Below are 26,724 nucleotides of genomic sequence, written 5' to 3'. Positions count from 1 at the left end.
CCCAAAATACTCGAATTTATCGACTCGTACCTGTTTCTGACGAAGACGCACTATCACTCATCCAAAATGCTCTGACAACTTTGCAACAAGAGGATGAGTAGCTCTACCTCTACTTTAATAGGGTTTCTGGCACAAATGATGCCCTGATGCTGTGACAGGCACTCGATCAAGACATTTTGGGGCAGAACGTAGCAGGAGATCTGGCTAATTTTTAACTTGTCCATCGTTCTACAGTACTCATACCAGGGAACGCCTGCTGATGCCACCACTCAAATCCAAGCAGTCCTTCAAGAACTCAACATCCGCAGCGCGACTGAGTTGTCAATTCTTTATCCAGCCACAGCAGCAAATGATTGCCACCCTCCACACACACGTACCTCTCCCCAAATTGACCCTCACGGAGGATCAGAATCGGGCACTTAGAAAACTCGATCGCTTCATCGCAAATCCCCATCCAATTGAACCCTTTGGCATCTTTGGATATGCGGGAACTGGCAAATCAACCCTCACCTTTCAATTCGTTCGCCAGCTTCTAAGCTTGAGATACCGTGTGGCTATGACAGGTTCCACAAACAAAGCCGTTGAGCAACTGCAAGAAATCGCTTTAGAGCAAGGCATTACTGGCATTACGTTTATGACGATTCACTCCCTCCTGGGTCTGGCGCTTGTACGCAAGGGAAATCAAAAGATCCTAAAACGTAAGGAAACTGACTTCCTGGACTCGTTCGATGTTGTCTTTGTCGATGAAGCTTCCATGATTGACAAACAGCTTTACGCCCACATCCAATGGGTTGTAGCCGGTGCATATTATACGCTGACCTCGACTCATCCTCCTTACATTATTCTCATGGGAGATCCGGGGCAGCTCAACCCGGTGAATGAAACGAGATCGCTAGCTTTCAACGTTCGCAACAAGGTCGTTCTTACCCAGGTGGTTCGCCAAGGAAAAGGAAGCCCGTTACTGGAATTCATCACCGCTATCCGTCGCCACATGCCTAGCAAGAAGAAACGAGTACCGCTCCGCCCATTCAAACCCTACGCTCATCATTCACAGGACAAGCGTAATGGAACTGTTCTGGTGAATGAACAGACTTTAATCAACTATGCTTACCAAAAGATTGCTAAACACTTCACCAACAATCCAAACAGCTTCAGGATTTTATGTTGGACAAACCATCAGGTAGATTGGTACAACAACGAAATTCGCCGACGACTCTACGGGGATGATGCCCCTCAATTTATGCCCGGAGAACGACTGATTGCCCGCGAACCCATCTACGCTCCAGATCATAAAATCACCCTGTTTCCCACGTCTTCGGAGTTTGTTGTCAAAGAAATTTGTTCTGATTTCTATAGCGGTCACAATGTTTGGCGGTTAGTTGTCCAGGCAAAAACCGGACCTGCCAAGCAAATCTATGTCCTGCATGAATCGGAACAGCAACGGTTTAATCACCAAACTGACCAACTACTTAGCGCAGCCAAACGCAATCCCTACCTTTGGCGAAGATACTATCAACACTTAGAAACCTTTGCGAATGTTCGTCCCTGTTTCGCGCTAACCGTACATAACGCTCAGGGGTCAACGTTCAATGAGGTTGGTATTGATGGGAATGATATTTATGCACGGATGGGCGATCGCACTCCTGAAAACGTGCTGGAGATGAATCGTCTGTTTTATGTAGCCGCTAGTAGAGCGCGGCATCGTGCCCTGATCGTCTGGAGCAACCCCACCAGACGGCAACAAAGGCGGAACCTGCAACATAAACTCTGAAATTAGCCAATTCATGCTGCTACCGCAGCAAAACGCACCATTGATGTCTAACAAGCAACCATGACGACAACCTTAACCAAACCTCCCAAAGGGAAAACTGCAAAGCTTTCTTCCAACCGAAAACAGAAATCAAACTCTACTAACTCTCAACCTTTAGAGAATCAGGCAGAAGCCGATGATCTAGATCTGATTGAAGATGAGGATGAAGATCTCTCTGACCTGGAAATCGAAACAGATTTGAGTACTGAACCCAACGAGTTCGATGAGCGGGAAACAGCACGAACCGAAACCATTGACGAAACTGAGAAAACTGACTCAGTCATCCCTCCAGAACCCAGTACCCCAATTCGTTTGAGTTGTGGTCAGGAAGTGTTTGCAAATGCAATGGGCTTCCTCAAGCCCAACCTACCCAGGAAGGCAATCCACGCGATTCTGAATAATGTTTTGATTTACGCTGATCGGGATGCACAGCAGGTGACGCTGACGGTTTCAGATATGACAACAACGGTCTCAGCTTCATTTGAGGCAGTCATCGAAGCCGGTGGCAAAATCACCTTGCCCGCAGAGGTACTGAATGATGTAGTGCGGATGTGCCCCAAAAAGGACACCATCCATCTAACATCCGAAATTCAAGAACTCATTTCCATAACTTCTAAACCACCAAACGCTACCAAATCCCAAGCAGGTAAAAAATCAGCCAAGACTAAAACGGCTAAACAACCAGAAACACTATCTGAAAGCACAGAAGCTCCGGCGATCGCCTACATTGCCTACATTCAGGATGACCACGACGGCAGAACCGAAATTCGCGGTTTAGATCCAGCAGAGTTTCCAGAAGTTGATCGCATCACAACAAAGCCTACCTCACTGCCTGCCAAAGTGGTTCATGCAGGACTGGGTAGCGTTTTATTTGCATCCAGCACGGAAGAAACAAAGCAAATTTTAACGACTGTACAGTGGACACTGAACCACACTCAATCCCAACTACACTGCAATGCCACAGATGGGCACCAGGTCGCAATGGTTAAGGTGAAAACCAACGGTATTGGCAAGAAACGCCGAAGTACCTCTTCCCCAGCAGATCAGCAAACCGAAAGTATCATTCCCGCTAGAATGCTTGGGGAATTGAGCAAGACTTTGGAGAAAGTTGAACCCGATACCTCATTCAAATACGCCTACGATCGCAAAACCAAACGGGCACTGTTCGAGGTTGAACACGATGGTATTTGCAAACGGTTCATCACCCAATGCTTTGATGGCGGCTATCCTGACTGTCCTGCACTTCTGAAGCAGTATCAGTTCCGCCACACTGTCACCCTGGACAAAGCTGAACTACTCGATCGCCTAGAACGGCTCGAAGTGCTGGCTGATAGAAAGGTTAACGGGGTTGTAATTCAATTTCATGCCAAGAAACAGCACATTCAGCTATCGCTGGAGCAAGATTTTGGCAAAGGAATCCAAACCATGTCTGCTGAAATTCCCAAAGAATTGGATGGCACGGAAGTCCAATTCAACGTCAAATATCTGACAACGGCTGTCAAAGCACTGATGTCCTCGGCACTGCGGTTGACGCTTGATAAACCCTACACTCCTGCCAAAATCCAATCCGCAGGCGATGTGGAAGTACCAGAGCTGGAAATGGATGCAGTCTACTTCCTGCTTCCCCAGTTCGATAAGGATAAGTTGGCGCAGATTCAACAAGAAGCTGCATAGCACCCTAACCGTCTCCCGCTTCAGTTGCATTCCTCAATTAAGTGCAACCACCCTTTTGTCATCTCTAGACGATCGCAATCATCATGCCCACTACGCTACCTCTACATCTGAAATACCGCCCACAAACCCTAGAATCCCTGGTAGGGCAGCCTGATGTTCAAATAACCCTTAGCAATGCTGTGAAGCAAAACCGCATTCCGCCTGCCATTCTGCTAATCGGACCCAAAGGAACCGGAAAAACCAGCACGGCTCGGATCTTTGCAAAGTCAATTAACTGCCTGAGCGATCGCCCGACTCTCAATCCCTGTGGCAAATGTGAGTCCTGTCGATCCATTGAGTCCAGCATGAGTCTGGATGTTACCGAAATGGATGCTGCATCGCATGGTGGGGTTGACGATGCCCGTGAACTCATTCAGCGCATCCAAATTACACCCGTCAAAGGAGCTTACCGAGTCGTAATCCTTGACGAAGCCCAGATGCTGACCCGTGAGGCGCAAAATGCCCTCCTCAAGACCTTTGAAGAGCCGCCCAGTCATGTCGTGTTTATCCTATGCACCACCGATCCACACAAAATTCTACCCACGATCGTCAGTCGCTGTCTTACCCTCACATTTCGTTCACTGGCGATCGATACAGTCTGCAATCACCTGAAACACATTGCTGATCAAGAAGCTATTGCCATCACCAGCGATGCCATTCGCGCGATCGCTCGCATTTGCGACGGTGGAATGCGAGATGCCTTGCAAACTCTTGGTAAAGCGTCCTTAAGTGAACAAGAAGCCACTGCTGAGGATATTTTGCAGATGATGGGTGGAATTACCAGCCGCGAATTAGTGACGCTGATTAAGGCGATCGCCCAAAAGGATATCATCACTCTACTCACCAGCAGCCAATCCTTGCTAGACAACGGCAAAGAACCGCATCTAATTCTCAACGGACTCCTCCAAACCTATCGAGATCTGCTTCTGCTCAAAACAACCAATGCTCCAGCCGCACTGCTCACCAGCCCTGTTGAACCCGCAAAGTTGAAGAAGATTGCAGATGTTTGGAGTGTCGAACGGCTTACTCAAGACCTCGATCACCTATACAAACGAGAAGGGCAGCTTGGACGTACCAATAATCCACGATTGTGGCTGGAAGTCTCACTCATGAACCTGATTGCCGGATTTGCTGTTCCAGAACCCCAGCCAACTTCGACTCATCAAAGCATCAACCCGGGAGAAGTTTGGCTACAGGTCAAAGGTAAAGCGAAACCAGAGTCTCAACCACTTCTGGATCAAGCAACGTTAGTCGAAGTCAGTTCTACCCAGGCAGTGTTAAAAGTTAGCCGCAGGAGTCGCACCCAGATGGAAGCGAAAGCCGAAAAACTGGGCAGTCTGATTGCAAAAGTAATCGGTGCTCCGGCTCCAGTTACAGTGACAATTCAGGAGGCATAGAATGCCTGTCCTAACACTTGTTGGTGACGATCGCTACGCCATCCAGCAACAGCTAAAGTCCTTCAAACAGAAGCTCAATGCGACCTGGCGTGACTTCAACTACCACACCTTTCCTCCGGCAAACCTGACTGACGCTTTAGCGGCTGCACGAACTCCGCCCCTGGGAGACCGGCAGAAAATCATTGTGGTGGAAAACTGTCAGTTCACAAATGTGCAGCAGTTCGGTGAAAAGCAACTGGAACAACTGACCGCGATCGCCCACATTCCCAATACAACCACCCTGGTGTTTACAGCATCCACGATCGACAAACGCCTTAAACTCGCCAAGCTACTCACCAAATATGGCAAGTTACAAGAGCTTCGTCTGCTTGAACCCTGGAAAACCGATGCGATCGCCCAATCAATTGAAACTCAAGCGAGAGAACTGGGACTTCAACTCAACTCAGCCCAGTTGACCTATCTAGGGCAGGCAATTGGCAACAACACCATGCGTGCCTATCAGGAACTCACCAAACTCAAGCTTTATGGCGATGGCAATCCACTCAGCCAAACAGAATGTGAGTCCCTAATTCCCTGCCAAACTCAGAGTGCATTGCAGTTGGCGGAAGCGATCAGACAGGGGAATAGTACCCGTGTCGCCACCCTGCTTCAGGCATTGCTTGACCAGGCGGAGTATCCGATTGTGATCACTGCCACGTTAATCACTCAGTTCCGGACCTGGCTTTGGGTAAAGTGCGCGATCGCCCAAGGGATTGAAAATAATCAGCAAATTGCTCAAGTGTGTGGAGTTGGCAATCCCGGACGGGTTTATTATTTACGGCAAGAAGTGGCAGATGCTTCAGTCAAAGCACTCACTCAAGCACTGACGCTCCTATTTGAGCTTGACCTTTCCCTCAAACAGGGACTACGCCCCGCCGCAATGCTGCCCGTACTGATTAGCATTACCCAACGTTTTAGATCCCGTCGTTAAGCAATCTAAGGCTGCTGTCGAATCGGTAGCCTCTACCTACTCCACCAATCTGCTGTGAACGTTCGCGCTCACCGGACGCAGACAAGTTTTGCAAATCAACAGACCATATTAGAACGTTCCGGTGCAGCGCGATTTTAGGTTTTGTTGTTTTGCTCCACAGTGATGACTACACTTCCCTTCTTGTGTCCTTGTTCGACATACCTGTGAGCCTCGGCAGTCTGTTCCAACGGATAATGCCTGTCTATGACCGACTTCATCCTCCCCGCCTCAATTAACTCTTTGAGGAAAATCAAATCTTCTTTACGCTCGATCGCAGTCACACTGATTACTTTCTTGCTGCTTGTGATTGAAGTCCACAGCCCTCGGAGGATCGGGGATAGATTGATGTGAACCGCCCTAAGATAAACTCCATTGTGCTTCAGTGAGCTTAGACAACCTGAAAATGGACTTTTGCCACTTGTGTCAAAAATAATATCGTAGGTCTTACCGCTTTGAGTAAAATCCCCTTTGGTGTAGTCAATAACATTGTCAGCCCCCAGAGACTTCACCAATTCCAACTTCGCTGTGCTACATACCCCAGTCACTTGTGCCCCAAAGAACTTGGCAAGCTGCACAGCAGCCATACCTAACGCTCCAGAAGCTCCGTAGATCAAAACTTCCTGTCCGCTCTGAATCTTTCCCTTATCTCTCAGGAAAATCAATGAGGTTGTTGCCCCAAAAGGAATGGTAGCAGCTTCCTCATAGGTCATATTAATAGGCTTGATCGCAACCGCTCCTTCCTGCGGCAAACAAATGTACTCGGCATTGGCACCAAGACTGATTCCTGCACCAGCAAATACTGTGTCACCTGCTTTGAATTGTTTTACATTTTTACCAACTGCTTCAATTTCTCCGGCTAGCTCCGACCCTAGTATCGTGTTGTTTTCAGGTCTTGTGAAACCGTAGAAAAATCTTATCGGGAATGGGTCAGCTTTTCGGATACGTATATCTGCTGAGGTTACTGTTGTCGCATATATTTTAATTAGCACCTCGTTCTCTTTGGGAGTAGGTTTCTCTACCTCCTTAAGCTGCATAACATCAGGAGATCCATACTCTGTACATACGATCGCTTTCATGAATTCTCCTCAAAGACAGCTTTAGTGTAGTTTGCCACAACCTTTGATGAGTTTGCGAAACCTAACAACCCATTTAAGTGGATGCTACCCTAACAGCGTTGAGTCAATTCCCAAAACCGCCAACTGCTCAGGTGTTAAAGATCATAATTGCTCCGTCAATTGTTGTCGTTTTAGCGTTTCCTGTTCTAGTTGCTCTGTCACCCGGTTTGCCTGTTCCCACCCCGTCAGCAAAAGATTGTCTGCCAAATCCCACCAGCGCAGCCAGGACTGCTCCGGATGGTTCTGGTAAACGCCACGCCAAACTCCCAACTCCACCTGCATCGGGGCAATCACATAGCGATCGCGTTCTTCACTTCCATCCCCAGATGCAAATTCCAGAGCAATGGCGAGTGTGATATATTCCCGCCAGAGAACATAGGAACGCCGGATCTGACTTCCTAAAAGAGGAGGAACATTCGGCACATAAAACCAATCAGGTGCCTCTGCCCCTCGCTCCGGCGGTTCAGTCTCTCGCCAATAAATGCCGCAATCCTGCCCGATCGCATACTGCCCGTCCGGATGCGATCGTTGCAAAACGGGTTCAATGGAGTCCGTCAAAATCCAACTTTTCTGAACGTTCTCGCTACCGCGAGAGGAACAGCCGTTTGCTTCGCGCTGATTTTGCCCCAGCAGCGACTGGAGTAGGTTCTGCTGTCCTAATTCCGAACATGACCATGACCCCACCCTCAACAAACTCTCCGAACTATACCGCCCTTCTGCATCGGTTTTACGCGCCGCCAACAGCCGCTCAAGAACCATCTGCCGATTCAGAAATCCCTGTAGAAGACCTGGTAGAACTGCTGACTGAACAATTGATATACCAGCAAACCATCCCTGCTCAGGAACCTGAATTTGCATCCCTGCCGACCTCACTACCGACTCATCTAACTCAAGCTCTGAAAGCAAAAGGGATTGAACAGCTTTATTCCCACCAGGCTAAAGCATACCAGGCAATTTCCAAAGGGCGGGATGTTACCATCACCACCACAACCGCCAGCGGCAAAACATACGCAGCCTACCTCGGAATTCTCAAAGGATGCATGAAGCATAACTATCGTTGCCTAGCGTTCTACAATCTGAAAGCTTTGGCAGGAGATCAATCTGAAGCGATCGCTGACTTGCTATCCACCATCCCTCAAAAACGCCGTCCCCGTTTTGCCAAACTGACTGGCGATACTTCGACTGAAGAGCGTAAAGAAATTTTGGCAACCGAGCCGCACATCTTGGGAGTCACTCCAGAATTTATTCACTATCAACTGCGGGCAGCCTGGGGGTCAGAGCACTGGCAAACGTTTTTCAGCCAACTACGCTACGTTTTGATTGATGAAGCCCACACCTGTAAAGGGATATTTGGGGCTAATGTGTCGCTTCTGATTCAACGGATCAAACTGGCTGTCGATAAATACGGTCTACCCGATGATGACGGAACACCACCCTCAGAAAGGCTGCAATTCATTACGCTGTCTGCTACCTCAGGCAATCCACGCATTCATGCCCGCAGGTTGACCGGGCGAATTCGATACAAACAATCTCCCGATCGCCTCACCTGGATTCAAAAAAGTGGAGCGGCTATAGCTGAAAAGCAACTGCTTGTTCTCAGACCTAGCCATAATGTTAACGCTGAGAGCGCAAAGCTGGTTCATCACCTGTTGCGAGAAGGCAAGAGTGGCATTGTATTTTGTACAAGCATTGCCTCTATTAAAACACTCTACAACCTGATCAACTTAGAGTCTTTACGGCAAGGGCGTGGACCTGTTGGCAATCAGATAGCAACCTTTTACTCTGCTCTCAAGCCCAAGCAGAAAGCAGATGTCCTTCAACAAGTTAAGACCAGGGCTACACGCTGGATTCTAAGCACGGATGCCCTGGAAGCCGGAATCGACATTGCTGAGTTGGACTGCTGCATTGTTCGCGGTTGGCCCGGTTCGATTCAATCGTTCCGGCAACAAATCGGACGTTGTGGAAGACGCAACGCCGGACTTGCCATTTTCTTACCCATTGCCGGAAACGTTCTCGATACCTACTTCGCGAACCACCCTGAACTTCTCACCAATGGACCTGCTGAGGATATTTCCTTTCAGGTTTCAGTAATTCTGCTTGCCAAACATCTCATGTGTGCCGCTGTCGAATCTGGCATTCCATCCTCACAAATCCGCTATTACTTCGGCAAAGAAGCCATTCTCATTGCACAGGAATTGATGCAGCAGGGGCACCTACAGAAAAACCGCGCTGGGGCATTGTGGACAAGAGGGTTTCCTCATCGTGAGATCAATTTCCGGGGAAGTTTGAGTCAGACAACCATTCAGCTAGTGGATGAGGATGGGGATGAACTAGAGCAGATGACGGAAGATATTGCTCAGCGAGAAGTTTATCCGGGAGCTATCTACCGTTCCCAAAACGCAGATGGGCAAATGATTACATATCAGTCGTTGGCTCTTGATTTAGAAGCCAAACAAGCCCGTCTCAAACTAATTCCAGATACACTCGCGTTTACAGTGGCAACTACTCGCAGTGAACTCAATGTTCACAGTCCCGTTGCAGCCCCCAAATTTTTGCCGCTACAGTTCCCAACTAATGAAACAGAGGTATCCGCAGCCCAGACAGAGCTACCCATTCCTGAAACAACTCACATCCGCCATCCAACTGGTTTGACATTAGAGTTAGCTTGGGCAGACATCCGACATCTGATCACCGGTTACGACCTCAATGTGCGCCGATATGAGCGAACCTGCCTTAACAGGAAGTGCCTACAGTACAAGGAAGCGCTTCCTACTCAGCGACGTTGCCCTAGCTGTAACAAACCAGTTCGAGCGGCTGATATTGTGCAGCACGTTTCTCAATTTATGTTTGAGACTCCAACCAAAGTTGAGATCACAACCCCGATCGTGCAACTAACCCTGACCGAATCTGTTCGGAACTATCTGCAAAATTATGTCAGACAACTCAAAACTCAGATTCAGTCTGAGGATAGTCTAATTCCTTCTGGTTATCAAACGCTTTGGGAATTCAGGGCAGAATACCTGGCACTCCATACCGCAGGGCACCAACTCCTCAAAGTTCTACCGTTGGTTGTAAGAGCAGACACCCATGATGCCAACTTTCAAGTCACTCGCTCGCAAACCGAAACGTTTCAAGGCATCTTCTACAATTGCTTGCCCGAAAGCGGTGCAGTGGAAAGTTTGTTCTCTCGCCTTCCCGAATTAGCCGCCAAAGCAGCAGAAGTTGCTCGAACTTGTCCCTGTTCAACTGGCTGCGGCAACTGCTTAATTCAACATGGCTGTCCAGACGGGAACATGGGACTGTTCAAGCCCCTGGGACTGTCACTCTTAGACGCTATCACCCGTGCGTCTAACGAATAACTCATCGGAGCGATCGCCCCATCTTATAACCACTGATTGGCAGGTCTCTAGAAAGTCCATCTAATCCTTATCATTCCAAACTTCCTCAGCTAACTAACCATGCAACTAAACACTCTGATCGAGATCCTGATTGAAATGAAGATCTCAATCGTTGCCATGTGGGGAATGGGGCATGATTCTTTTAATGGGATTCAACGGTTAATCAAGCGCTTAAAACAACATGAATTTCCACTTGAAAGGTTGGTCATCCTCACATCCCAAACAGGTCTTGAATGGAGCTACACAGGCTATTTGAATGAATTATTTCTGATGCCGTACCTGGCTAAGGAAAACATCCGACTCATTCAGATTATCAAAGCAGGTCCAGCCGTTAGAGACCGATATACCGTTCTCGATGATAGTCGCAGTCCTCGAAAACTCTGGTTGTACGGGCGCAGCACTCCACCCTTATCCCCCATGAGCGAGAACATCCCATATGATGTAGAATCGCTCTCCTCCCCACTCCATCCACTATGGAATCCAGATGCAATTTGGAATTTGGATTACAGACCGGAGAATTTTGGTCCGGTTGATTCATACATGGACTTGGATTATCTTCCTACCAGGTTATCTACAAACAATACCTTTCACGTTCGGCGATCCCATCGTCATCACGTTTGTCGTCTGCCAGCAGACTATCCAGCTCTTTCATCCCAGCAATCTGTTTCTAATTCTATTGGACAAGCATCATCCATTCATCAAATTCTTCAACAAGTAAGCATCAACGAATACTACTTGCTGAATGGCACACTTCCTCAGTTTCGCAATACCAGACGTGAATGTTCCGAAAAATTTAAAGCTAACAACAATGAAGCGGTCGTTGAAGATATTGTTGCGCCTAGAACCTGGTCACTCGGACAAAACTTGCTTAGTGTAGGTGGATTGCCTCAGTTTGCTGCTGATGGACGGGTTTGCTCCAATCAGTACAAACAAGAATGCGCTAAACAAGCGATCGAGGATAAAGTAACCGTTCATCGTGAACATAGCCTTGGCAAAGACCTTCTACAAGGCGGTGTGGTTCCTCAAGCCCGTTCTGGTGAAGGCAGAGGTAAGTGCTCTGCTAAGGCGAAGCAAGTGACTTGCAATACGTGGGTAGATGAGGCATCGTTGACCACAATCAGCAGCAATCGGGTATTCGATCAAATCACCCTCTCTAACGAAGAATTACTGCATCTAGAAATTGCCAGTGAACCGACCGAGTGGCGAAAGGTTGGGAGTGGGAAAGATAAGGTTAAGCTGGAATTTAACGTTCATGATCCTAATAAAGCGGTACCGTTACCTCCCTACGTTGTTGTCTGCATCTTCTTCAATGCTGATGAAAAATACCGTCGCGATCGCGCTGAATTTGCGATCGCAAAGAAACGTGGGGAGCGAAAACAACCCGTTAAACCCAAGGTTTACCGAATTGATGTGTACCCATTAATTGAGGAAGGAATTACTCGAAGCCAACTGGAGCAAGAAAATCGGGAAACCTGTGGCGAACCGCATATGCGATCAGCCTGTTCTGTGTGCTGTTTTGCTGGCATCTGCGGAACCGATGAAGAAGTTCTGGAGAAACACCGCAATATGCCAATTGAATCAGGGCTGCCGATGGTCATGGAATTCATTGCTCGGATTCTCAACAGCAAACAGACTCTGTTTCCGGGTAGCCGTGGGCTAATTGAGATGAACATGGCAGATGGTAACTGGGAAGCGCTGATGAATTTTCAAGCTCGCTTGGAAGCCTTACAATGGAGCATTTATCGGGTTCAGCGGCTCACAGGCGGTACTCCCTATCGCCGTACTCAAATTCTTGCCACAGGCGATCGCCAGACTATGCAGGAACAGTTTGAAGACGTTTGTCGCAGCCACAACGCCTATCTTGCCTGTGATACCTGTGACGGCATGACACGCGGATGGATCGAGTACAGAGACTATACAACTGAAACGGTCAAGCGAGAAAAAGCTGTAACCGTTACTCACACTGTTCAAGACTTGATTGTGTTGTGTCCTGCTGTACCTGTCGAAAAACATCGCAGCGGTTGGCATAAAGCATGGACAGCAGCACATACTGAACAGCTCACTATTTAACAACAAGACTGCTTCCGCAGTGCTTGTTTTGCCAATAGTAGCCGCCCAGCTATTCCCCAACTCACCTATTAACCGGAGGTAAGCCATATGATGCTGATGCCGGGAAATAACGCTTCGGGATACATTCACTATTGGGCAGGTAGGGTACCAGGGCTGATTGGACATTTATGGTCTCCCGGCCGCCGCATTACCTGCTACCCCTGGATTCCCTATGTGTTGGATAACCGCAGGTATGCTGACCTATCTAAAGGACGTATCTGGAGCAAAACTAGCTTCATCAATCACATTGAATACTCACTAACTTTGAAGCAAAAACCCTTATGGGTGGTTGTACCTGACATCTGGGGCAATGCTCAAGCCACTTTAGAGGAGTGGTACCAGTGGGAGCCTCGGTTGAAAGACTATGGCATTCCACTGGCATTTGCTGCCCAAGATCCGATGGAACCCAAAGATGTTCCCCCTGAAGCTCAGGTAATCTTTATTGGTGGCTCCGATAATTGGCGCTATCCTTTGCTAAAGGAGTTCATAGCTTTAGGTAGGCCCGTTCACGTTGGGCGAGTCAGCGCACGCCGCATTTGGACCATGCATAAACTGGGCGTGACTAGCGTAGATAGCAATTCCTGGCTAATGGCAAAGCATGGACGCGATCGCGTGCGGCTTGAACTGTATTTACGCTATCGAGCAGGAGACTCTCATTTAGAAGAACAGCTTGACTTGTTTGAAAATAATGAGATCACCCTAAAATCCTCCAAATTACCTAACATAGGCATTTACAGCATTCCCTACAAAGGAACTTTTCCAAACAACATCAAGTACGAACATCTAATTATGGCGATCGAAAACTGGCAGGATGTTCCAGAACAACAGCAGCCTCGTCGCTACGCTGTACAGCACCAGGGAAATCTCTATCCTGTCAAGCTCCTAATCTCACGTGCCAATGTCTACGCAAATGGCTATCAACTCCCCGTCAGCACCTTTACAAGTGGGAGAGATGCCTACCGATTTCTTCGTTGTCGGGGAATGCAGGTGGTGCCAATTCAATAAAAGCTTTGATAGAACTAAGCGCTTCATTGCTCGAAACCATTTACTAGAGCGTACTCAAAGTTTTTCGTTCCAATAATCTAAAGCTGTCAGCCAAACGATTTCACGTACTTCCACGAAACCATCAGCCCGTCCAGGCTAGCAGTTCGCTGTTGTTGACACCCCTTAAACAACCTATGACTCTTACCATCACTCGAAAACCAACCCATTCAGAGCTTGACCTGGTTATTCGCCATCTCAACCATCAACTCGGTGAAGGAAGCATCATGCGGTTGGGGGACAATTCCGAAATGATTGTGGAAACCTTTCCTAGCGGTTCCCTCGCCCTTGACTGTGCTTTGGGAGGTGGCTATCCCAAAGGACGCATTGTTGAGATTTCAGGTCCTGAAAGCAGCGGCAAATCAAGTCTCTCCTTACATGCCATCGCTGAAGTTCAGAAGGGAGGAGGCACTGCTGTCTTAATTGATATGGAAAATGCATTAGATCCTACCTATGCCAGAACGATTGGAGTCAACACCGATCAACTGCTTGTTTCATCTCCTGAATCTGGCGAGGATGCATTGTCTATTGCAGAACAATTGGTTGCTTCCCGCGCCATTAATCTGATCGTGATTGACTCCGTCGCTGCCCTTGTGCCTCAAGCAGAACTAGATGCTGAAATGGGAGATTTTCCATCACCTCCAATTGCATATCTCATGAGCAAAGCGCTACGTCGCCTCATGAACGTTATTCATCCCAACTGCACAATCATCTTTCTTAACCAACTGCGGATCAAGTCAGGCGTTGTGTATGGCAACCCAGAGGTTACCTGTGGTGGAAATGCCCTTAAATACTATGCATCTATCCGCATCGACACGCGGAGGATTCAAACGCTCAGGCGAGATATGAATGAATTGGGTATTCGGATCAGAGCGAAAGTTATTAAGAATAAAATCGCACCTCCATTCCGAACGGCGGAAATTGACCTACATTTTGACAAAGGATTTGCGGATACCGATCGATCTAAAGCAGCTTAAGATTTTATGGCTGTAAGGGTCGCGCCAACTGGCGCGCAGGTCAGAATTTCACTTCTGATCCTGCATGAGCATTTCATTAGCACGCCTGCAAAATCTACCAGCATTCAAACCGATCGCCACAATTTCTCCAATTGAGGGACGTACACCGATCCCTCCATCCACAAACGAGCATCTGCATCTGGTCATTCGTCAACTTCAGATGCAGCTCCCCGTGGAACCACTCCTAAAATCTGACCCGCTTCTGGCTAATTTGGTGCATGAGCTGCTCACCACAGTTCCCAAACTGCTACACCCCAGTCATCCCATTCGCTTACATACTCCCCTGGCAGTCCCCCTCGATGTTGGAGGAACTCACATCACCATCGAAGTTGCAATCAACCTTGGATTCCACAGAGGCAACCCCAAACTATTCGAGTGGGGGGTTCGTAGCCCAAAACTGACCTGGCGTGACTATGTAAAGCTCTGGGCAGCAACCCAATACTTTCAGTGCCCACCCGAACTTATTCACCTGACCGTTATTGCTTTACACCCGGAAGCCCTACCTCAAGTGCAGCGCCACGCTTGGAGTCTAGGGCTATATAACCAAACCCAATCCTGGCTAATCGACACCCTTAACGGCACAGACACTCAACGAGATCCCTCCCCATCCAAACCCCGCTCTGTTCTGGAACAACTCAAAGCCTTGGGTATCGAGTCACTCGATGAAATCGAAGAAATCGCCATTTAAACTAAACTTTGTAAGAACTAGCTATGACAGCTTCTACTTCCCAATCTCTCAGTTCAACTACCTCCAACCCAGAACATCAATTTCAGCAGTACCGCAACGCACTAACAGCACTATTTTGGAACCTGGACTTTGACCATTTCTGTCAAACTACCGGACTCAATCCCGGCTATCGCAGTTCCCTGGAGCAATTCCAGCAATTTCAACAGTGTCTACGGGCTATGAATCAAGTCAATGACAACACTTGGAGCCGCTTAATTCAAATTGGATTGGACACAGTTTCCTCTAACAGCTAAAAACCCAAACATGGTTCAAAATTACTCCCAGTCGCCGCAACTTTAAAGAGTCCCGCAATCTTCCACTCATCTCACCGCCACTTCTAATTCATCTCTAACTGATCTGGGTGGAGCGATGGACACTCCGCAGTGTAGGGGCTGCTACCTGCTTGCCATCTCTTGAAAGATGATTCAATGCATTTGGGGTCTGTGCCTGTTTTGGGACAGATCCTCTCTGCGGCTCTTCACCCGCCTCCACAGGCAGGGGCAACAACTCATTTGCCCACTCCTTCCGCAACTCAATTTGGTGAGTTAGTTCATCCTCTGACATGATCACAACTCGCTTTTGCAAATTGTGAACGACCTGTGTATCCCACAATTCAGTACACTCTTTCGCAAACTTCTCATCTCGTTTGGGAATTGAAATTTTTAGGCGAAACGGCAATGACCCCTCACCCCCTGATCGATAACCAGGGTTTACCAAAACACAGTGTCCCACGCTCAAGCGCAATAACTGGTCAACCGTAAACAAGGGGACTTTTTGAACTGATTCATTCCAGCTAGTTGACCGGGTAGGATGCGGCCCCCCAACCGACCGACTCACAGATTTATTCCGAATGACAACCTCTTTTTCCCCAAACCGCTTGGAGTAAGCTTCTGCCGTTTTGTTGTTGTTCGTGTTGAACAGGAAGTGAGTTGCTGCCGCAGCTGCGATCGCTGACCCGTTGTTCTCACCGTAGATGTCATACAGTTGCTCTAGCGACTGCACTCCCATGACAAACATCGCTCCATTAGAGCGATATTCATTCAGTTGCTGTGTCAGTTTGGGCAGTTTCCCTAGCGAAGGAAGTTCATCCAACAGAATCCCAATAGGGTCGCGTCTTGGGGTAGAAAGATTCGCCACGATATACATATGGATTGTCGCTGCCAGCAGAGGACCAATCACCGATCGCCGTTCATCGTCTAACTTAAAAATAATAATTTGCTTGCCTTCAATCCGCTTCGGAATCGTTGATTTACCCAAGAACGACTGCAATAGCGCCGCATTGATAAACGACGAGAATAGCAAACTCGCTGTTGACATGATGCCTGAAATGGTTTTTTCAGCCTCTTTGGTCGCCAAGAATTGCTGAAAGCTAGCAGCAACCCAGGTTGAAATTTTACCCTCTCGCACGGCATGATCCAAACGCTTAACGAAATCTGGTAGCTGCAAAAGCGCGTAGACCGTCGCCATATCAGCAAATTCTGGTTTACCAGCTTTCACCAACTGCAACAGTGCCCGTGCTAATTGATCGCCTGAATTCTTAAAGAACTGATCGCCTTTCCCATTACTCAAATTAACCTGATTAATGACCGCCGCAATTTCCCCCGCCATCACTGCATCTAACGGGCTTTTAACAAAGTCCAACAGGTTAATCGTGCCGCTGAACGGTTCTCCTGGAGCAAACACATGCACCTTGTAGCCGTAACGAGCTGCCATCGGTGCCATTAATTTCATTTGGTTGCCTAAGCACAAACGTCACCGTTTGTACTCGGCTTCAGAACCGGACGTGCTCCTTTCGAAGCATCCGGCTCCTCAATGACTTGGTGCTTGTCATGCACACCACCAACCGCTCTATCGAGGGCTGTTTTAACATCGTGACAATGACGGTGAAGTAGCTGGAGATTTCGATACTCATCCTTACCGCCTTTTACGCGGGGGATTTTGTGGTCGATTTCCATCACGTCTCCGTCCCTAAAGAACAGTCCACAGTGGGTGCATTTCCCTTTTTGCCATTTCAAGAGTTTTGATACTCTGTGTGGGGCATCTGGGTGTTTACCCATTCTTGTACTCCAGTAGATCAGGTCGCCATTGAATGGACTCGCATCGTCTTTTACTTTTACGTGTCGGACGATAGGAGCGGCGTTGTGTTTACGCAGTATTTGAGGATCTTTATCCCCTGGTTGCGTGGCGAATACCCATTGATCCCCGCCAATTGTTTGCCAATATTTCCGTGAGATCCATTCCCAGGATTTATCGGCGTGGCGGTGGTTCGCCCAAGCTACTAGCTTCTGGTAGATGAGGTAATCCTGGTGTGAAAAGGCTTCTTTGCTAACCACTGTTGAATAGTAGTTTGACCAGCCTGAGATAATAGGATTCAGCAGCTTAATCAACGTTGCTTGGCTTACGCCTTTATGAGCTTCGATGATTTCTGCAATTGCCTCATAGTGTTCCTTCTGCTTCGCTTTGCTTGGGGTGATGATTGTCTTAAAACCAAGCGGCTTACCTACTGTGTTCTTTCCTGTTTGATGTTGACCAACGGAAAATTGTCTGATGTTAAAGCCGAGGAAATCAAACCCCGGTTGTTCATCGCCATGCTCATTTAGCGTGTGAGCTAAACGAGTTTTGCTTGGTTTCAGTGTCAAACCCATGTCCTTGAGCCAGTCGGCAATGATTTCCTGACATTTTTGGACGACCGCTAGATTTTCGTGGAGAATCACGAAGTCATCGGCGTATCGGATTAAGATTGGAGGGTTGAAATACTCACCCTTTTTATGAAACCAAGTTTCCCTTGAGCTATCTACTAGCCTTGGAAAGACTTCTTTGATCCGATTTTCCATACCATGTAACGCCACATTTGCCAGTAAAGGCGACAGGATGCCACCTTGCGGTGTACCTGCTTCTGTGGGGAACAGGGTTTTGCTGTCCATCACCCCCGCTTTGAGCCATGCCTTGACTTGGCGGCGGATAGTTGGGGATGTGTTCAGCTTGTCAAGAAGAGCCTCATGGTCGATTTGGTCAAAACATTTCGCAATATCTGCGTCCAGCACATATTTGGCTTTATAGCGAATTGCGTTAAAGATTGCCTCGACCGCATCATGACATGAGCGTCCTGGTCGAAACCCGTATGAATTTTCTTCAAATCGAGCTTCCCATTCTGGTTCTAGCGCCAGTTTGACCAACGCTTGCAAGGCTCGGTCTTTGATCGTCGGTATTCCCAAAGGTCGTTTTTCCTCGGTTCCAGGTTTAGGAATCCAAACCCGTCTCGTTGGCGCTGCCTTTGTATCCAGCTTAAGCTGGGAGATCAGAGAAACTCTTTGCAAGGGTGTGAGGGCTTTTACCCCGTCTACCCCGGCTGTCTTTTTCCCCTGATTGTCTTGAGTAACTCGACGCACAGCCAAGCACTTTGCTGACCAGGACTTCATCAGCGTTTTCTGGAGTCTGCGAACTGCTCTGACATCACCACGCTGTGAGGCTCTGAATATTCTCTTTTGCAGCTTAAACACTCGACGCTCCAGCTTCCGCCAGTTGATCGATTGCCATTCCACCGTAGTCTTGAAACTCGTTTTAGACATATTGACTGCTACTTGGGACTATTCATTCCAAATCATCGTGAGTCCGTCAGCATATCCTGGGCATTACCCCAGGCATTCGCTTCTGACTCAATCCTGCCCCTGCCCATCATGCGGTTGGAACCTGCTCAGATATTCGACCTTCTGAGAGATAAACAGGGGTTACTTCGTTCCTGATAGCCATTAATCGAACCTTTAGAGTGATGCTCTCCACCGGGTTTATCGGAAGTGCTTGCTGGTCATGGCGACACGTGCCAGCTCCATATCCTTTGCCTTTTGGCTCCAGCGTAGTCAACCTAATTTCGCTGGTTCAAGATAACGATGGTTCAATCACATCTTCGCTTTTGCTACTCATGGGTTCCTGCTAACGGGATTTCGGGCTAGGTTGCCTGATTACCGTCTTTCGCCCCGCTTCACGGATTGATGTCCAGTCTCTACCGTGGGGGTCGTGCTTTCACCGCTGCACCTGCGGGGTCGGACTTGCCGGATGCCATGATCTGTTATTTAGCGACCGTGTGGCTCCGGTCAGGGAAATTTATCGGCTCACCGACATGGCTATCAAGTTGTCAAGGTTCTATCCTTGCGGCTAATCCCCCAAATCCTTTTCAGGATTGGTTTCTAGCCAACGAATCGCACTTCGCCCTTCTTATCGTAAATGAGTATCGGCAAACCCTGTACCATCATACTTTCAGCAATTCGGTCGATTGTACTGAATGTCTTACCTGAGTTGGGAATACCTAATGCTAAAATACTTCGTTGAGCATCTGGAACAAAGGTAGTAGGCATTTGCCCCAGCATTGTTTGTATCACCGCACCCAATCCTCGCAATCGTCCATTCCCCCACCACTTCGGCGTACCACACCACACCGTTACCTGGTTATGTCGGGGGCGCGGTGGTAGTTCAGGTATGGGTTGTTTTTCTTGCATCTGTGCTTTCAGTTGATCTTCCTGCTGGTTGTAAGCTTGCAAGTTTTTGATCAACTTTATTTGTCGTAGCGCTTCATACGTTGCAGAAAGCTTTTCAGCCCCACCAGTCATTCGCCCGGTGGTGGTTTTACTCTTACTCGGACCTAAAAGACGGGACAAGAATAACAGAAACAACAACACACCAACCATTGCATATCCAGTTGGATTGTTGTACTGTTGCAACGCCTTGAAAAGATCTGATCCCACACTCACCTTAGCAAGCATCGGAGCTGGTTCTACTGAACGAAACAACGTACTAGATTGAAATGACTCTGACATGGTATACCCGACCATTTTCATAACAGATTGACAGCCTGACAGTGGCACCACCGTCAGTCAACAGCTATTAACAACAGAAAAACGGCTGCACAGACTCCATCTCACCGTAAACGCAGAGATCGAGCGTCTGTCTATTTCTAAGGAGAAGTCTCACTATTAGACAAGATCGCCAAACACTGCAACGCATGTCATTAACGCATTACGGTAACCTGGTCAACGCATTACTTCCATTTTAGTCCTCAATTCCTTGAACGGAAATCATGAGCTGTTTTCTATTGCTGATTAATATCTCAATTCGTATGACCATTTCTACCTTTTGTTAGAAGTATTTCTAAAAATCATTGATTAAGGTGAGGACAAACAAGGTAAGCAAGTTGGTATCACAGTTTTAGTTGGAATCAAGTATCAACATACAAGAGAGTTTGATGCCTATCCAACTCCCATAAACTGTTCTACTTACCAAAACTCTTCGCTTATTTCCTGTTCAGGCTTTAAGAAAACTCAATACAAGTATTCACCGGAACGTTTGACTCAGTTCATTACCGGATATTGATACTTCATCGAGTTAAGCCGCTCACCCCATTACAACACCCTTAGTTCAACAAACAAGCGAACATTCAGTTCGTATCTGACCTTTACTACAGAAAGGAGACATCAGCTATGGCTGTGCTCGATCATGGACAGGAGATTGGGAATTCCCTGTCTCAAAACCAATCATTCGGAGACATATCTTCCGACAGTTCTCACTCAAATTCCTCTAGCCACACCTCACAAGGAGCATCGATTCAGGAGTCTGAAGTCGATGCGGCGTTGGGCAATGCGTTTGCAGGTGATAAAGATAGCGCAGGCGATCGCGGTACGAACTCTATCAGTCAGACTAGCGAAGAACTTCATCTTTCACCGGATAAGCTAGACGCACCAAAGACGCTTGACCCTGCTGGAGTTCAGCAGGAGAACAACTTAAAAGAACGGTTGGGAGAGAATGGAGACCTGCTTGATGGTGGCGGCGGCACAAACACCGTAATAGGAGCGGGTGGCAGCGACATCATTCGGGGGGACACCGCTGGTGCCTTCAACACCATTACCACTGGAACAGGAGAAGATCTGATCATCCTGGGTAAAGAGGCGACCAACCGAGTATTTGATTTCGACTCGACTCAAGACAAATTTGGTCTGAACGGATTGTCAATCGAAGACATTATCTTTGGACAAGGTACGAACCCTGACAACGGTGGACTTGATCAACCACTCGATTCTGACAACAACACTGTAATCCTTGACAAAACCACCGAACACCTCCTTGCGGCTCTGACCTTTGTCAATGCAGGTGATATTTCTGAACAGAACTTCACCACCGTTGACTTGAAAGAGCTAGACAACTTGGAGAGTGAGCTAATTGCTGCAACCAACCAACCTGCATCGACAACAGCATAGCAATCACATTTGTAAGACTCAAAGAAAACTTTTGCAAAGAAGAGGACATGAAGATATGGCACTCGATCCAAATCACGGCTCTGGATTCCAAGATCAGCAACACGATCAATCGGTAGCCGATATTGGCGGTGATTCCCTCAAATCGAACTCTACATCCATCAACGGCTCCCAAGGTTCCTCCATTCAGGAGTCCGAAGTGGATAATGCACTGAACCAGGTATTCGGCAGCGGAGACGGTTCACACAACCATGCTTCCCCCGAATCAAAAAGTACTCCATCCACCAGTGAGGGAGGCTTCAAACAGCATAACGGTTCTAACGGACAAGATGTAATGGTTGGTGACGCTGGAAACGACTTCATCTTTCCGGGTGAAGGTAGCTTCCAATTCAATACTGCAAATGCCAACAGCGGTGCAGAAGAGTTTCCTTTTCCCAATGACAGTCAAGGTTCTACAGAACTGAACCTTAATTTAAAGGATGGAACACTCAAAGTAGATGGAGAATTTAAGGATTTTGATGGGGCACCACTTTTCAGTCAGGGAGAAACCGAAATCGATCCCAAGGCTGAGATCTTAAATGGGTCAGATCCAGATGCACTGGTTCAAGGATTTCTAGAAGTCCCTGAAGATGTTGAGGGCAATCCACTAACGGGGACGCACCTACACTTTAGCCCTGCTGGTGACGATCGCGGAGACTTTGCTGACGCAACCGCTGTTCGTTTCTTTGACAATACCGTTAACGAAGACGGCAAGTCCGGTACCATTTCCAGTGAATTTGAGTTGAATCCAGAAGAACAAGCTGCTTTGTTGGCAGGGAACCTGTACGTCAACGTTCACTCTAACCTTGATGTTGATGGCGATGGCAAGGCTGGATTTCCAACTGGAGAAAACCGGGTAAATCTCAACCAGAACGTTGTGGAGTTTGTATAATCTTCACCTGTAGCAACCTTTTATCGAGCATCCCAGACTTTCAAGCTTTAGTATTCATCGTTCATAATTGTTCTCCTCCAAATACTTGCTGCGATCGCGGTTTCGCGATCGCAGTTTTATTACAGAATTTGCCTCTTAAAAATTGGACAAATTTGTAATAAGGCGTTAAGTAGCTAAGTCACTAGGTAAGTAGGCAAGATAAGCAAGATCAGTAGAAATTTTTGCTATAAAGGCTTCTCAAGTGAACGATAAGATTACCATTAGCACTTTCACAAACCAGAAAGCTTATCAAAAATCCAACCGGCGAGGGAACTACAATCTTGATATAGGAACTCCAAAGGAAGATTATCGAATCACCCAGCAAAGCATAGGCTGAAATGAACCCTGCTAAAGGCAGCCGTGGTTCGGATTTGTTGCAACTGGTTGCATCTCCATTCACATCCCTCACAGAATCAACTCTTATCGAGTTTAATCAGCATGATCGGACAACTGCTAATCGAGCGGTATCTGGTTCTGGAACAACTTGGCTCAGGTGGTTTCAGTAGGACGTATTTAGTACGTGATAAATACCTGCCAGACCACCCTTTTTGCGTGGTCAAATGCCTTTACCTGAACGACCCCTCTATACTTTCTCCTGAATCAGCTCAATGCTTGTTCAAACGCGAAGCTCAGATCCTTCACGAACTAGGACGTAACCACAGCCAACTGCCGTGGTTACTGGCATACGTTGAAGAAAATGCTGATTTATACCTTGTACTGGAATATATTGATGGTAAGTCGCTAGAAAATTGGATTAGTCAGAAACAGCTATTTAGCGAGAATGAGGTCGTTGCTCTTCTGTACGATGTCTTGTCCGTTTTAGACTACATTCACTCACAAAATATCATTCATCAAGACATTAAACCCAACAATCTAATCCGTCGCCAATCAGACGGAAAGATTGCTCTAATCGATTTTGGTGCAGCGACTCACCCAAACGATATTCTCCAACAAGATGTCACCTTTGGAACTCCTGGATACCTTCCGCTTGAACAAAAAGCTGGAACTGCCACCTTTAGCAGCGATTTATATGCATTAGGAGTTACAGCAATTCAGCTTCTCACCGGAATTCATCCACAGCAATTCAAACGGCATCCTTCATCACAGGAAATTGACTGGCACAGCTACCTTAAGAAGAACAAACTCAACAAGCGACTGATTGCCATTTTGGACAAAATGGTTCGCCTGCATTCGAGCGATCGCTATACATCAGCATCTGGAGCATTAAATGATTTGCGTCAACTGTCTCATCGATCGCAACCGATCGCCACAATTCCTAACGACCTCATTCCTCACCGCTCTCTCAAACCTATTCAATGGAGTCTAGCTCTAGCTTCCATAGTTACCCTTGTTGTAGGAGCAATCAAAATTAATCCTATCCAGTACTTACCAAAAATTAAAAGTGTCCTAGCCGAACAGTTACCCCAAATGCCAACTCTACTGAACTCTGAAGCATCCCTAAAACTGATAAAGGACATCCCAGTTCCTCATTCCATCCACCAGATAGTCATTACTACTAACCAAATCCTTGTAACAGGAAACTCAGAACACCAGATCGACCTGTGGAACATCCACCAAGGCAATAGACTCAAAACTCTAACTGGACATAGCGATACCATCACAAACCTTATCGTTAGCCAAGATGGCAAGTGGCTGGTTAGTAATGGAAAAGACCATCGTGCCTTCCTATGGAAATTACCCTCCGGACGACAATTCAGTGTTCTGCCCAACAGTGACCAACAGCCTATTAAAAGTGTTGCTATTAGCCCAGACAGCCAACTGTTAGCCACCAGCACCAAACCTCACACGATGAAGATATGGAACCTGCAATCTGGGCAGTTGATGCAGACAATTCGCCTGGAGGAGGACACCCCACAGAACGGAGAAGAAACAATCACCGGCATAGACTTCTCCCCCACCAACCTGCTCATTTGTAGCACTAACAACAATCGGATTATGCTTTGGAAGCCTCAAGACGGGCATTTGCAGCGAGTATTTGCTGGACACACTCGCTCCATCGAACATTTACTGGTCAGTTCCAGCGATCCCATTTTGTACAGTTTTGGGCAAGATAGAGCACTGGCATGGAACCTTGAAACAGCCGAACTCATTCGCGTTTTTCCACTAGAGTCAGCCCAGGTAAGCAGCGCAGCCCTGCACGATCGCTACCTGATTACGGTTCACACCGATGGAGCAGTCCGACTGTGGGACCGAACAACAGGACAGTTAGTCAAAACAATCACTCGGTTAAATGGGCTGTCTACTATTAGCCCTGATGGGAAATACCTCGCCAATTATGGCTCTAACCAACGCTTAAAAATCTGGCAATTAGAATTTAACGAGGACTAATATGCTCAACCGTGTCGCTGAACAAAAAATGCACGTCGTTCGATGGCTTCTCGCGATCGCTTGGCTGCTGATGATCGCGTCTCTGTTCTACGATCCCATTTCCAGCTTGATTACAGAACCTGACTCAGGAACCTTATTCAGCCAAAATCTTGAGGTCATCAACGACCCAAATCTTTGCGTCAAAATTCGAGATTTCTGTATTCCAGAACAACCCTTTTCGATGGGGGTATTGGTCTGGTGGGCAATGATTGTCCCCGCCGGAATCATCATCATCTTCGTACTCGGACACGAGTTCTGGCGTAGAATCTGTCCTCTCTCCTTTCTATCTCAAATTCCACGAGCGCTAGGGCTTCAACGGCAACGAAAAGTGATTGATCCTATCACCAGAACCATTCGGAGCGAACTAACCACCATCAAGCCAGATTCCTGGCTTGGGCGCAATCATCTTTATGTTCAGTTTGGGTTGTTTATCCTCGGTCTGTGGGCACGGCTCCTGTTTGTCAATGGCGATCGCACTGCATTAGGAATTTTTCTACTGGCAACCATCGCATCCGCTATCCTTGTAGGCTACCTATTTCCTGGTAAATCCTGGTGCAACTATTTCTGCCCTATGTCACCCGTGCAAACAGTCTACACCGGACCCCGCTCACTATTGGGTAGTCAAGCTCATTTAGAACAAAAACCCGTTATCACTCAGTCTATGTGTCGCACTTTTGATTCCAGCAGTGGGCAAGAGCACACAGCTTGTGTTGGCTGCAAAATGCCCTGCATTGATATTGATGCCGAACAAGCCTATTGGACAGAACTGCAAAAACCAGGACGGCGCTTAGTTCAATACGGTTACCTGGGAATGGTAATTGCGTTTTATTGGTATTTCTTCTTGTATTCGGGCAACTGGGATTATTACTTCAGTGGTGCTTGGGCACACGAAGAAGATTTACTAAACAAGCTATTCGATCCTGGATTTTACATTGCAGGATACTCAATTCCTATCCCAAAACTCATCGCACCGTTCCTCCTGTTTGGAGTACTGATTACTATCTTCTACGCGATCGGTCGAATTGCAGAAAAACTGATCCGCAAGTTCAAATGGAATGGACACTCAATATCAGCAGAACAAGCCCAACACATCGCATTCACTCTCTTCACGTTTGCCTCATTTTGGACCTTCTTCTCCTATGGAGCAAGACCCACCATCAACCGCTTGCCAGAGCCTGTAATCCTGGGATTCAACGGACTGATCATTGCAGTTGGAGCACTTTGGGTCGTTCGCACTTTCAACCGAAGCCAGTTCCAGTATCAGCGTGAGGGAATGGCAGTCAGTTTGCGAAAACAGCTACAGAAGATCAATGTTCCTCCTGCCCTCCTTCAGGGAAGAACACTGGATGAGCTATCCACTGATGAAGTTTACGCAATTACTAAAGGTATCCCTGCATTCTCTCACCAAACTCAATTACAGGCATATATCGGCGTTGTACAAGACCTATTAGAACAAAAGGTTGTCGATCCATCCGATAGTTTGAATTTCTTCAATAAATTGCGCCAGGAGCTTGAACTAAAAGACTCCGACCACTTTGCAACCATTCAAAAAATTGTAGAAACCCAGCCAGAACTGCTCATGAAATCGGCTCCTTACACAGCCGCAGCAGATGCAACAACCATTGCTCTGTCTAAACGGCGAAGCAATTCTACTACTAGATCGTTCTCACTCCAAAGCGCGATTACGGCTGTCTTCCAAAAACAGAAGCTTCCTAAAACCGCTGCCTTTGCCAAAAAGACATCCAACCCAACAATCGCTTCTTCCTCCAGACCTCGACGCTAGCAGTCA

At 47.4% G+C, this 26,724-nt stretch carries 19 protein-coding genes; 14 read left to right on the top strand and 5 right to left on the bottom strand.

Annotated elements, in window-relative coordinates; genetic code table 11:
* Positions 1 to 259: 259 nt before the first annotated feature.
* The 4 genes from AC1S52_RS04965 to holA all read left to right on the top strand — a co-directional run bounded on the left by AC1S52_RS04965 (position 260) and on the right by holA (position 5,890).
* Positions 260 to 1,771: an ATP-dependent DNA helicase gene (locus AC1S52_RS04965; RefSeq protein WP_482027936.1), complete on the top strand. Its 1,512-nt coding sequence runs from the start codon at positions 260 to 262 to the stop codon at positions 1,769 to 1,771.
* Positions 1,772 to 1,831: 60 nt separating this feature from the next.
* A complete protein-coding gene (locus AC1S52_RS04960; RefSeq protein WP_482027935.1) occupies positions 1,832 to 3,484 on the top strand; it encodes a DNA polymerase III subunit beta in 1,653 nt (550 codons plus the stop codon).
* An 83-nt stretch (positions 3,485 to 3,567) separates the two neighbouring features.
* Entirely contained in the window at positions 3,568 to 4,920 is a 1,353-nt protein-coding gene (dnaX, locus tag AC1S52_RS04955) for a DNA polymerase III subunit gamma/tau (protein ID WP_482027934.1), read from the top strand.
* A 1-nt stretch (position 4,921) separates the two neighbouring features.
* Positions 4,922 to 5,890, top strand: coding sequence for a DNA polymerase III subunit delta (gene holA / locus AC1S52_RS04950; protein ID WP_482027933.1), 969 nt, complete (start codon positions 4,922 to 4,924; stop codon positions 5,888 to 5,890).
* 134 nt (positions 5,891 to 6,024) lie between these two features.
* Here the strand turns inward: holA and AC1S52_RS04945 are convergent, their stop codons facing one another.
* Both AC1S52_RS04945 and AC1S52_RS04940 read right to left on the bottom strand, forming a co-directional pair.
* Positions 6,025 to 7,005 carry an NAD(P)-dependent alcohol dehydrogenase gene (locus AC1S52_RS04945; protein WP_482027932.1) on the bottom strand — a complete coding sequence of 327 codons (981 nt, stop codon included), beginning with the start codon at positions 7,003 to 7,005 and terminating at the stop codon, positions 6,025 to 6,027.
* A 141-nt stretch (positions 7,006 to 7,146) separates the two neighbouring features.
* Positions 7,147 to 7,728 carry a hypothetical protein gene (locus AC1S52_RS04940; protein WP_482027931.1) on the bottom strand — a complete coding sequence of 194 codons (582 nt, stop codon included), beginning with the start codon at positions 7,726 to 7,728 and terminating at the stop codon, positions 7,147 to 7,149.
* Here AC1S52_RS04940 and AC1S52_RS04935 point away from each other — a divergent pair.
* From AC1S52_RS04935 to AC1S52_RS04910, 6 genes are all read left to right on the top strand, one after another.
* Entirely contained in the window at positions 7,719 to 10,403 is a 2,685-nt protein-coding gene (locus tag AC1S52_RS04935; RefSeq protein WP_482027930.1) for a DEAD/DEAH box helicase, read from the top strand. The genes AC1S52_RS04940 and AC1S52_RS04935 overlap by 10 nt on opposite strands.
* A 99-nt stretch (positions 10,404 to 10,502) precedes the next feature.
* A complete protein-coding gene (locus AC1S52_RS04930; protein ID WP_482027929.1) occupies positions 10,503 to 12,512 on the top strand; it encodes a hypothetical protein in 2,010 nt (669 codons plus the stop codon).
* 87 nt (positions 12,513 to 12,599) lie between these two features.
* On the top strand, positions 12,600 to 13,556 hold the full coding sequence (locus tag AC1S52_RS04925) for a hypothetical protein (RefSeq protein ID WP_482027928.1): 957 nt from the start codon (positions 12,600 to 12,602) through the stop codon (positions 13,554 to 13,556).
* 173 nt (positions 13,557 to 13,729) lie between these two features.
* On the top strand, positions 13,730 to 14,569 hold the full coding sequence (gene recA, locus AC1S52_RS04920) for a recombinase RecA (RefSeq protein WP_482027927.1): 840 nt from the start codon (positions 13,730 to 13,732) through the stop codon (positions 14,567 to 14,569).
* A 64-nt stretch (positions 14,570 to 14,633) separates the two neighbouring features.
* Positions 14,634 to 15,296, top strand: coding sequence for a hypothetical protein (locus AC1S52_RS04915; RefSeq protein WP_482027926.1), 663 nt, complete (start codon positions 14,634 to 14,636; stop codon positions 15,294 to 15,296).
* A gap of 23 nt (positions 15,297 to 15,319) precedes the next feature.
* Positions 15,320 to 15,589, top strand: coding sequence for a hypothetical protein (locus AC1S52_RS04910; protein WP_482027925.1), 270 nt, complete (start codon positions 15,320 to 15,322; stop codon positions 15,587 to 15,589).
* A gap of 94 nt (positions 15,590 to 15,683) precedes the next feature.
* Here the strand turns inward: AC1S52_RS04910 and AC1S52_RS04905 are convergent, their stop codons facing one another.
* The 3 genes from AC1S52_RS04905 to AC1S52_RS04895 all read right to left on the bottom strand — a co-directional run bounded on the left by AC1S52_RS04905 (position 15,684) and on the right by AC1S52_RS04895 (position 20,074).
* Complete coding sequence (locus AC1S52_RS04905) at positions 15,684 to 17,066, bottom strand: type IV secretory system conjugative DNA transfer family protein (protein ID WP_482027924.1); 1,383 nt, start codon at positions 17,064 to 17,066, stop codon at positions 15,684 to 15,686.
* Positions 17,067 to 17,074: 8 nt separating this feature from the next.
* Positions 17,075 to 18,904, bottom strand: coding sequence for a group II intron reverse transcriptase/maturase (ltrA, locus tag AC1S52_RS04900; RefSeq protein WP_482027923.1), 1,830 nt, complete (start codon positions 18,902 to 18,904; stop codon positions 17,075 to 17,077).
* Positions 18,905 to 19,519: 615 nt separating this feature from the next.
* On the bottom strand, positions 19,520 to 20,074 hold the full coding sequence (locus tag AC1S52_RS04895; protein ID WP_482027922.1) for a hypothetical protein: 555 nt from the start codon (positions 20,072 to 20,074) through the stop codon (positions 19,520 to 19,522).
* Between the two features lie 732 nt (positions 20,075 to 20,806).
* Here AC1S52_RS04895 and AC1S52_RS04890 point away from each other — a divergent pair.
* The 4 genes from AC1S52_RS04890 (at position 20,807) to AC1S52_RS04875 (ending at position 26,718) form a co-directional block, all read left to right on the top strand.
* Positions 20,807 to 21,580 (top strand): hypothetical protein, encoded by a 774-nt coding sequence (locus AC1S52_RS04890; RefSeq protein ID WP_482027921.1) that lies wholly within the window; start codon positions 20,807 to 20,809, stop codon positions 21,578 to 21,580.
* 55 nt (positions 21,581 to 21,635) lie between these two features.
* Positions 21,636 to 22,508, top strand: a complete 873-nt coding sequence (locus AC1S52_RS04885; protein WP_482027920.1) for a CHRD domain-containing protein — start codon at positions 21,636 to 21,638, stop codon at positions 22,506 to 22,508.
* Between the two features lie 477 nt (positions 22,509 to 22,985).
* Positions 22,986 to 24,896: a protein kinase domain-containing protein gene (locus AC1S52_RS04880; protein WP_482027919.1), complete on the top strand. Its 1,911-nt coding sequence runs from the start codon at positions 22,986 to 22,988 to the stop codon at positions 24,894 to 24,896.
* 1 nt (position 24,897) lies between these two features.
* On the top strand, positions 24,898 to 26,718 hold the full coding sequence (locus tag AC1S52_RS04875) for a hypothetical protein (protein WP_482027918.1): 1,821 nt from the start codon (positions 24,898 to 24,900) through the stop codon (positions 26,716 to 26,718).
* Positions 26,719 to 26,724 lie beyond the last annotated feature (6 nt).

It is taken from the genome of Kovacikia sp. CALU 1929 (assembly GCF_056784235.1).
Note: the sequence above shows the minus strand (reverse complement) of the source record. Positions and strands in the feature narration are given on the sequence as shown.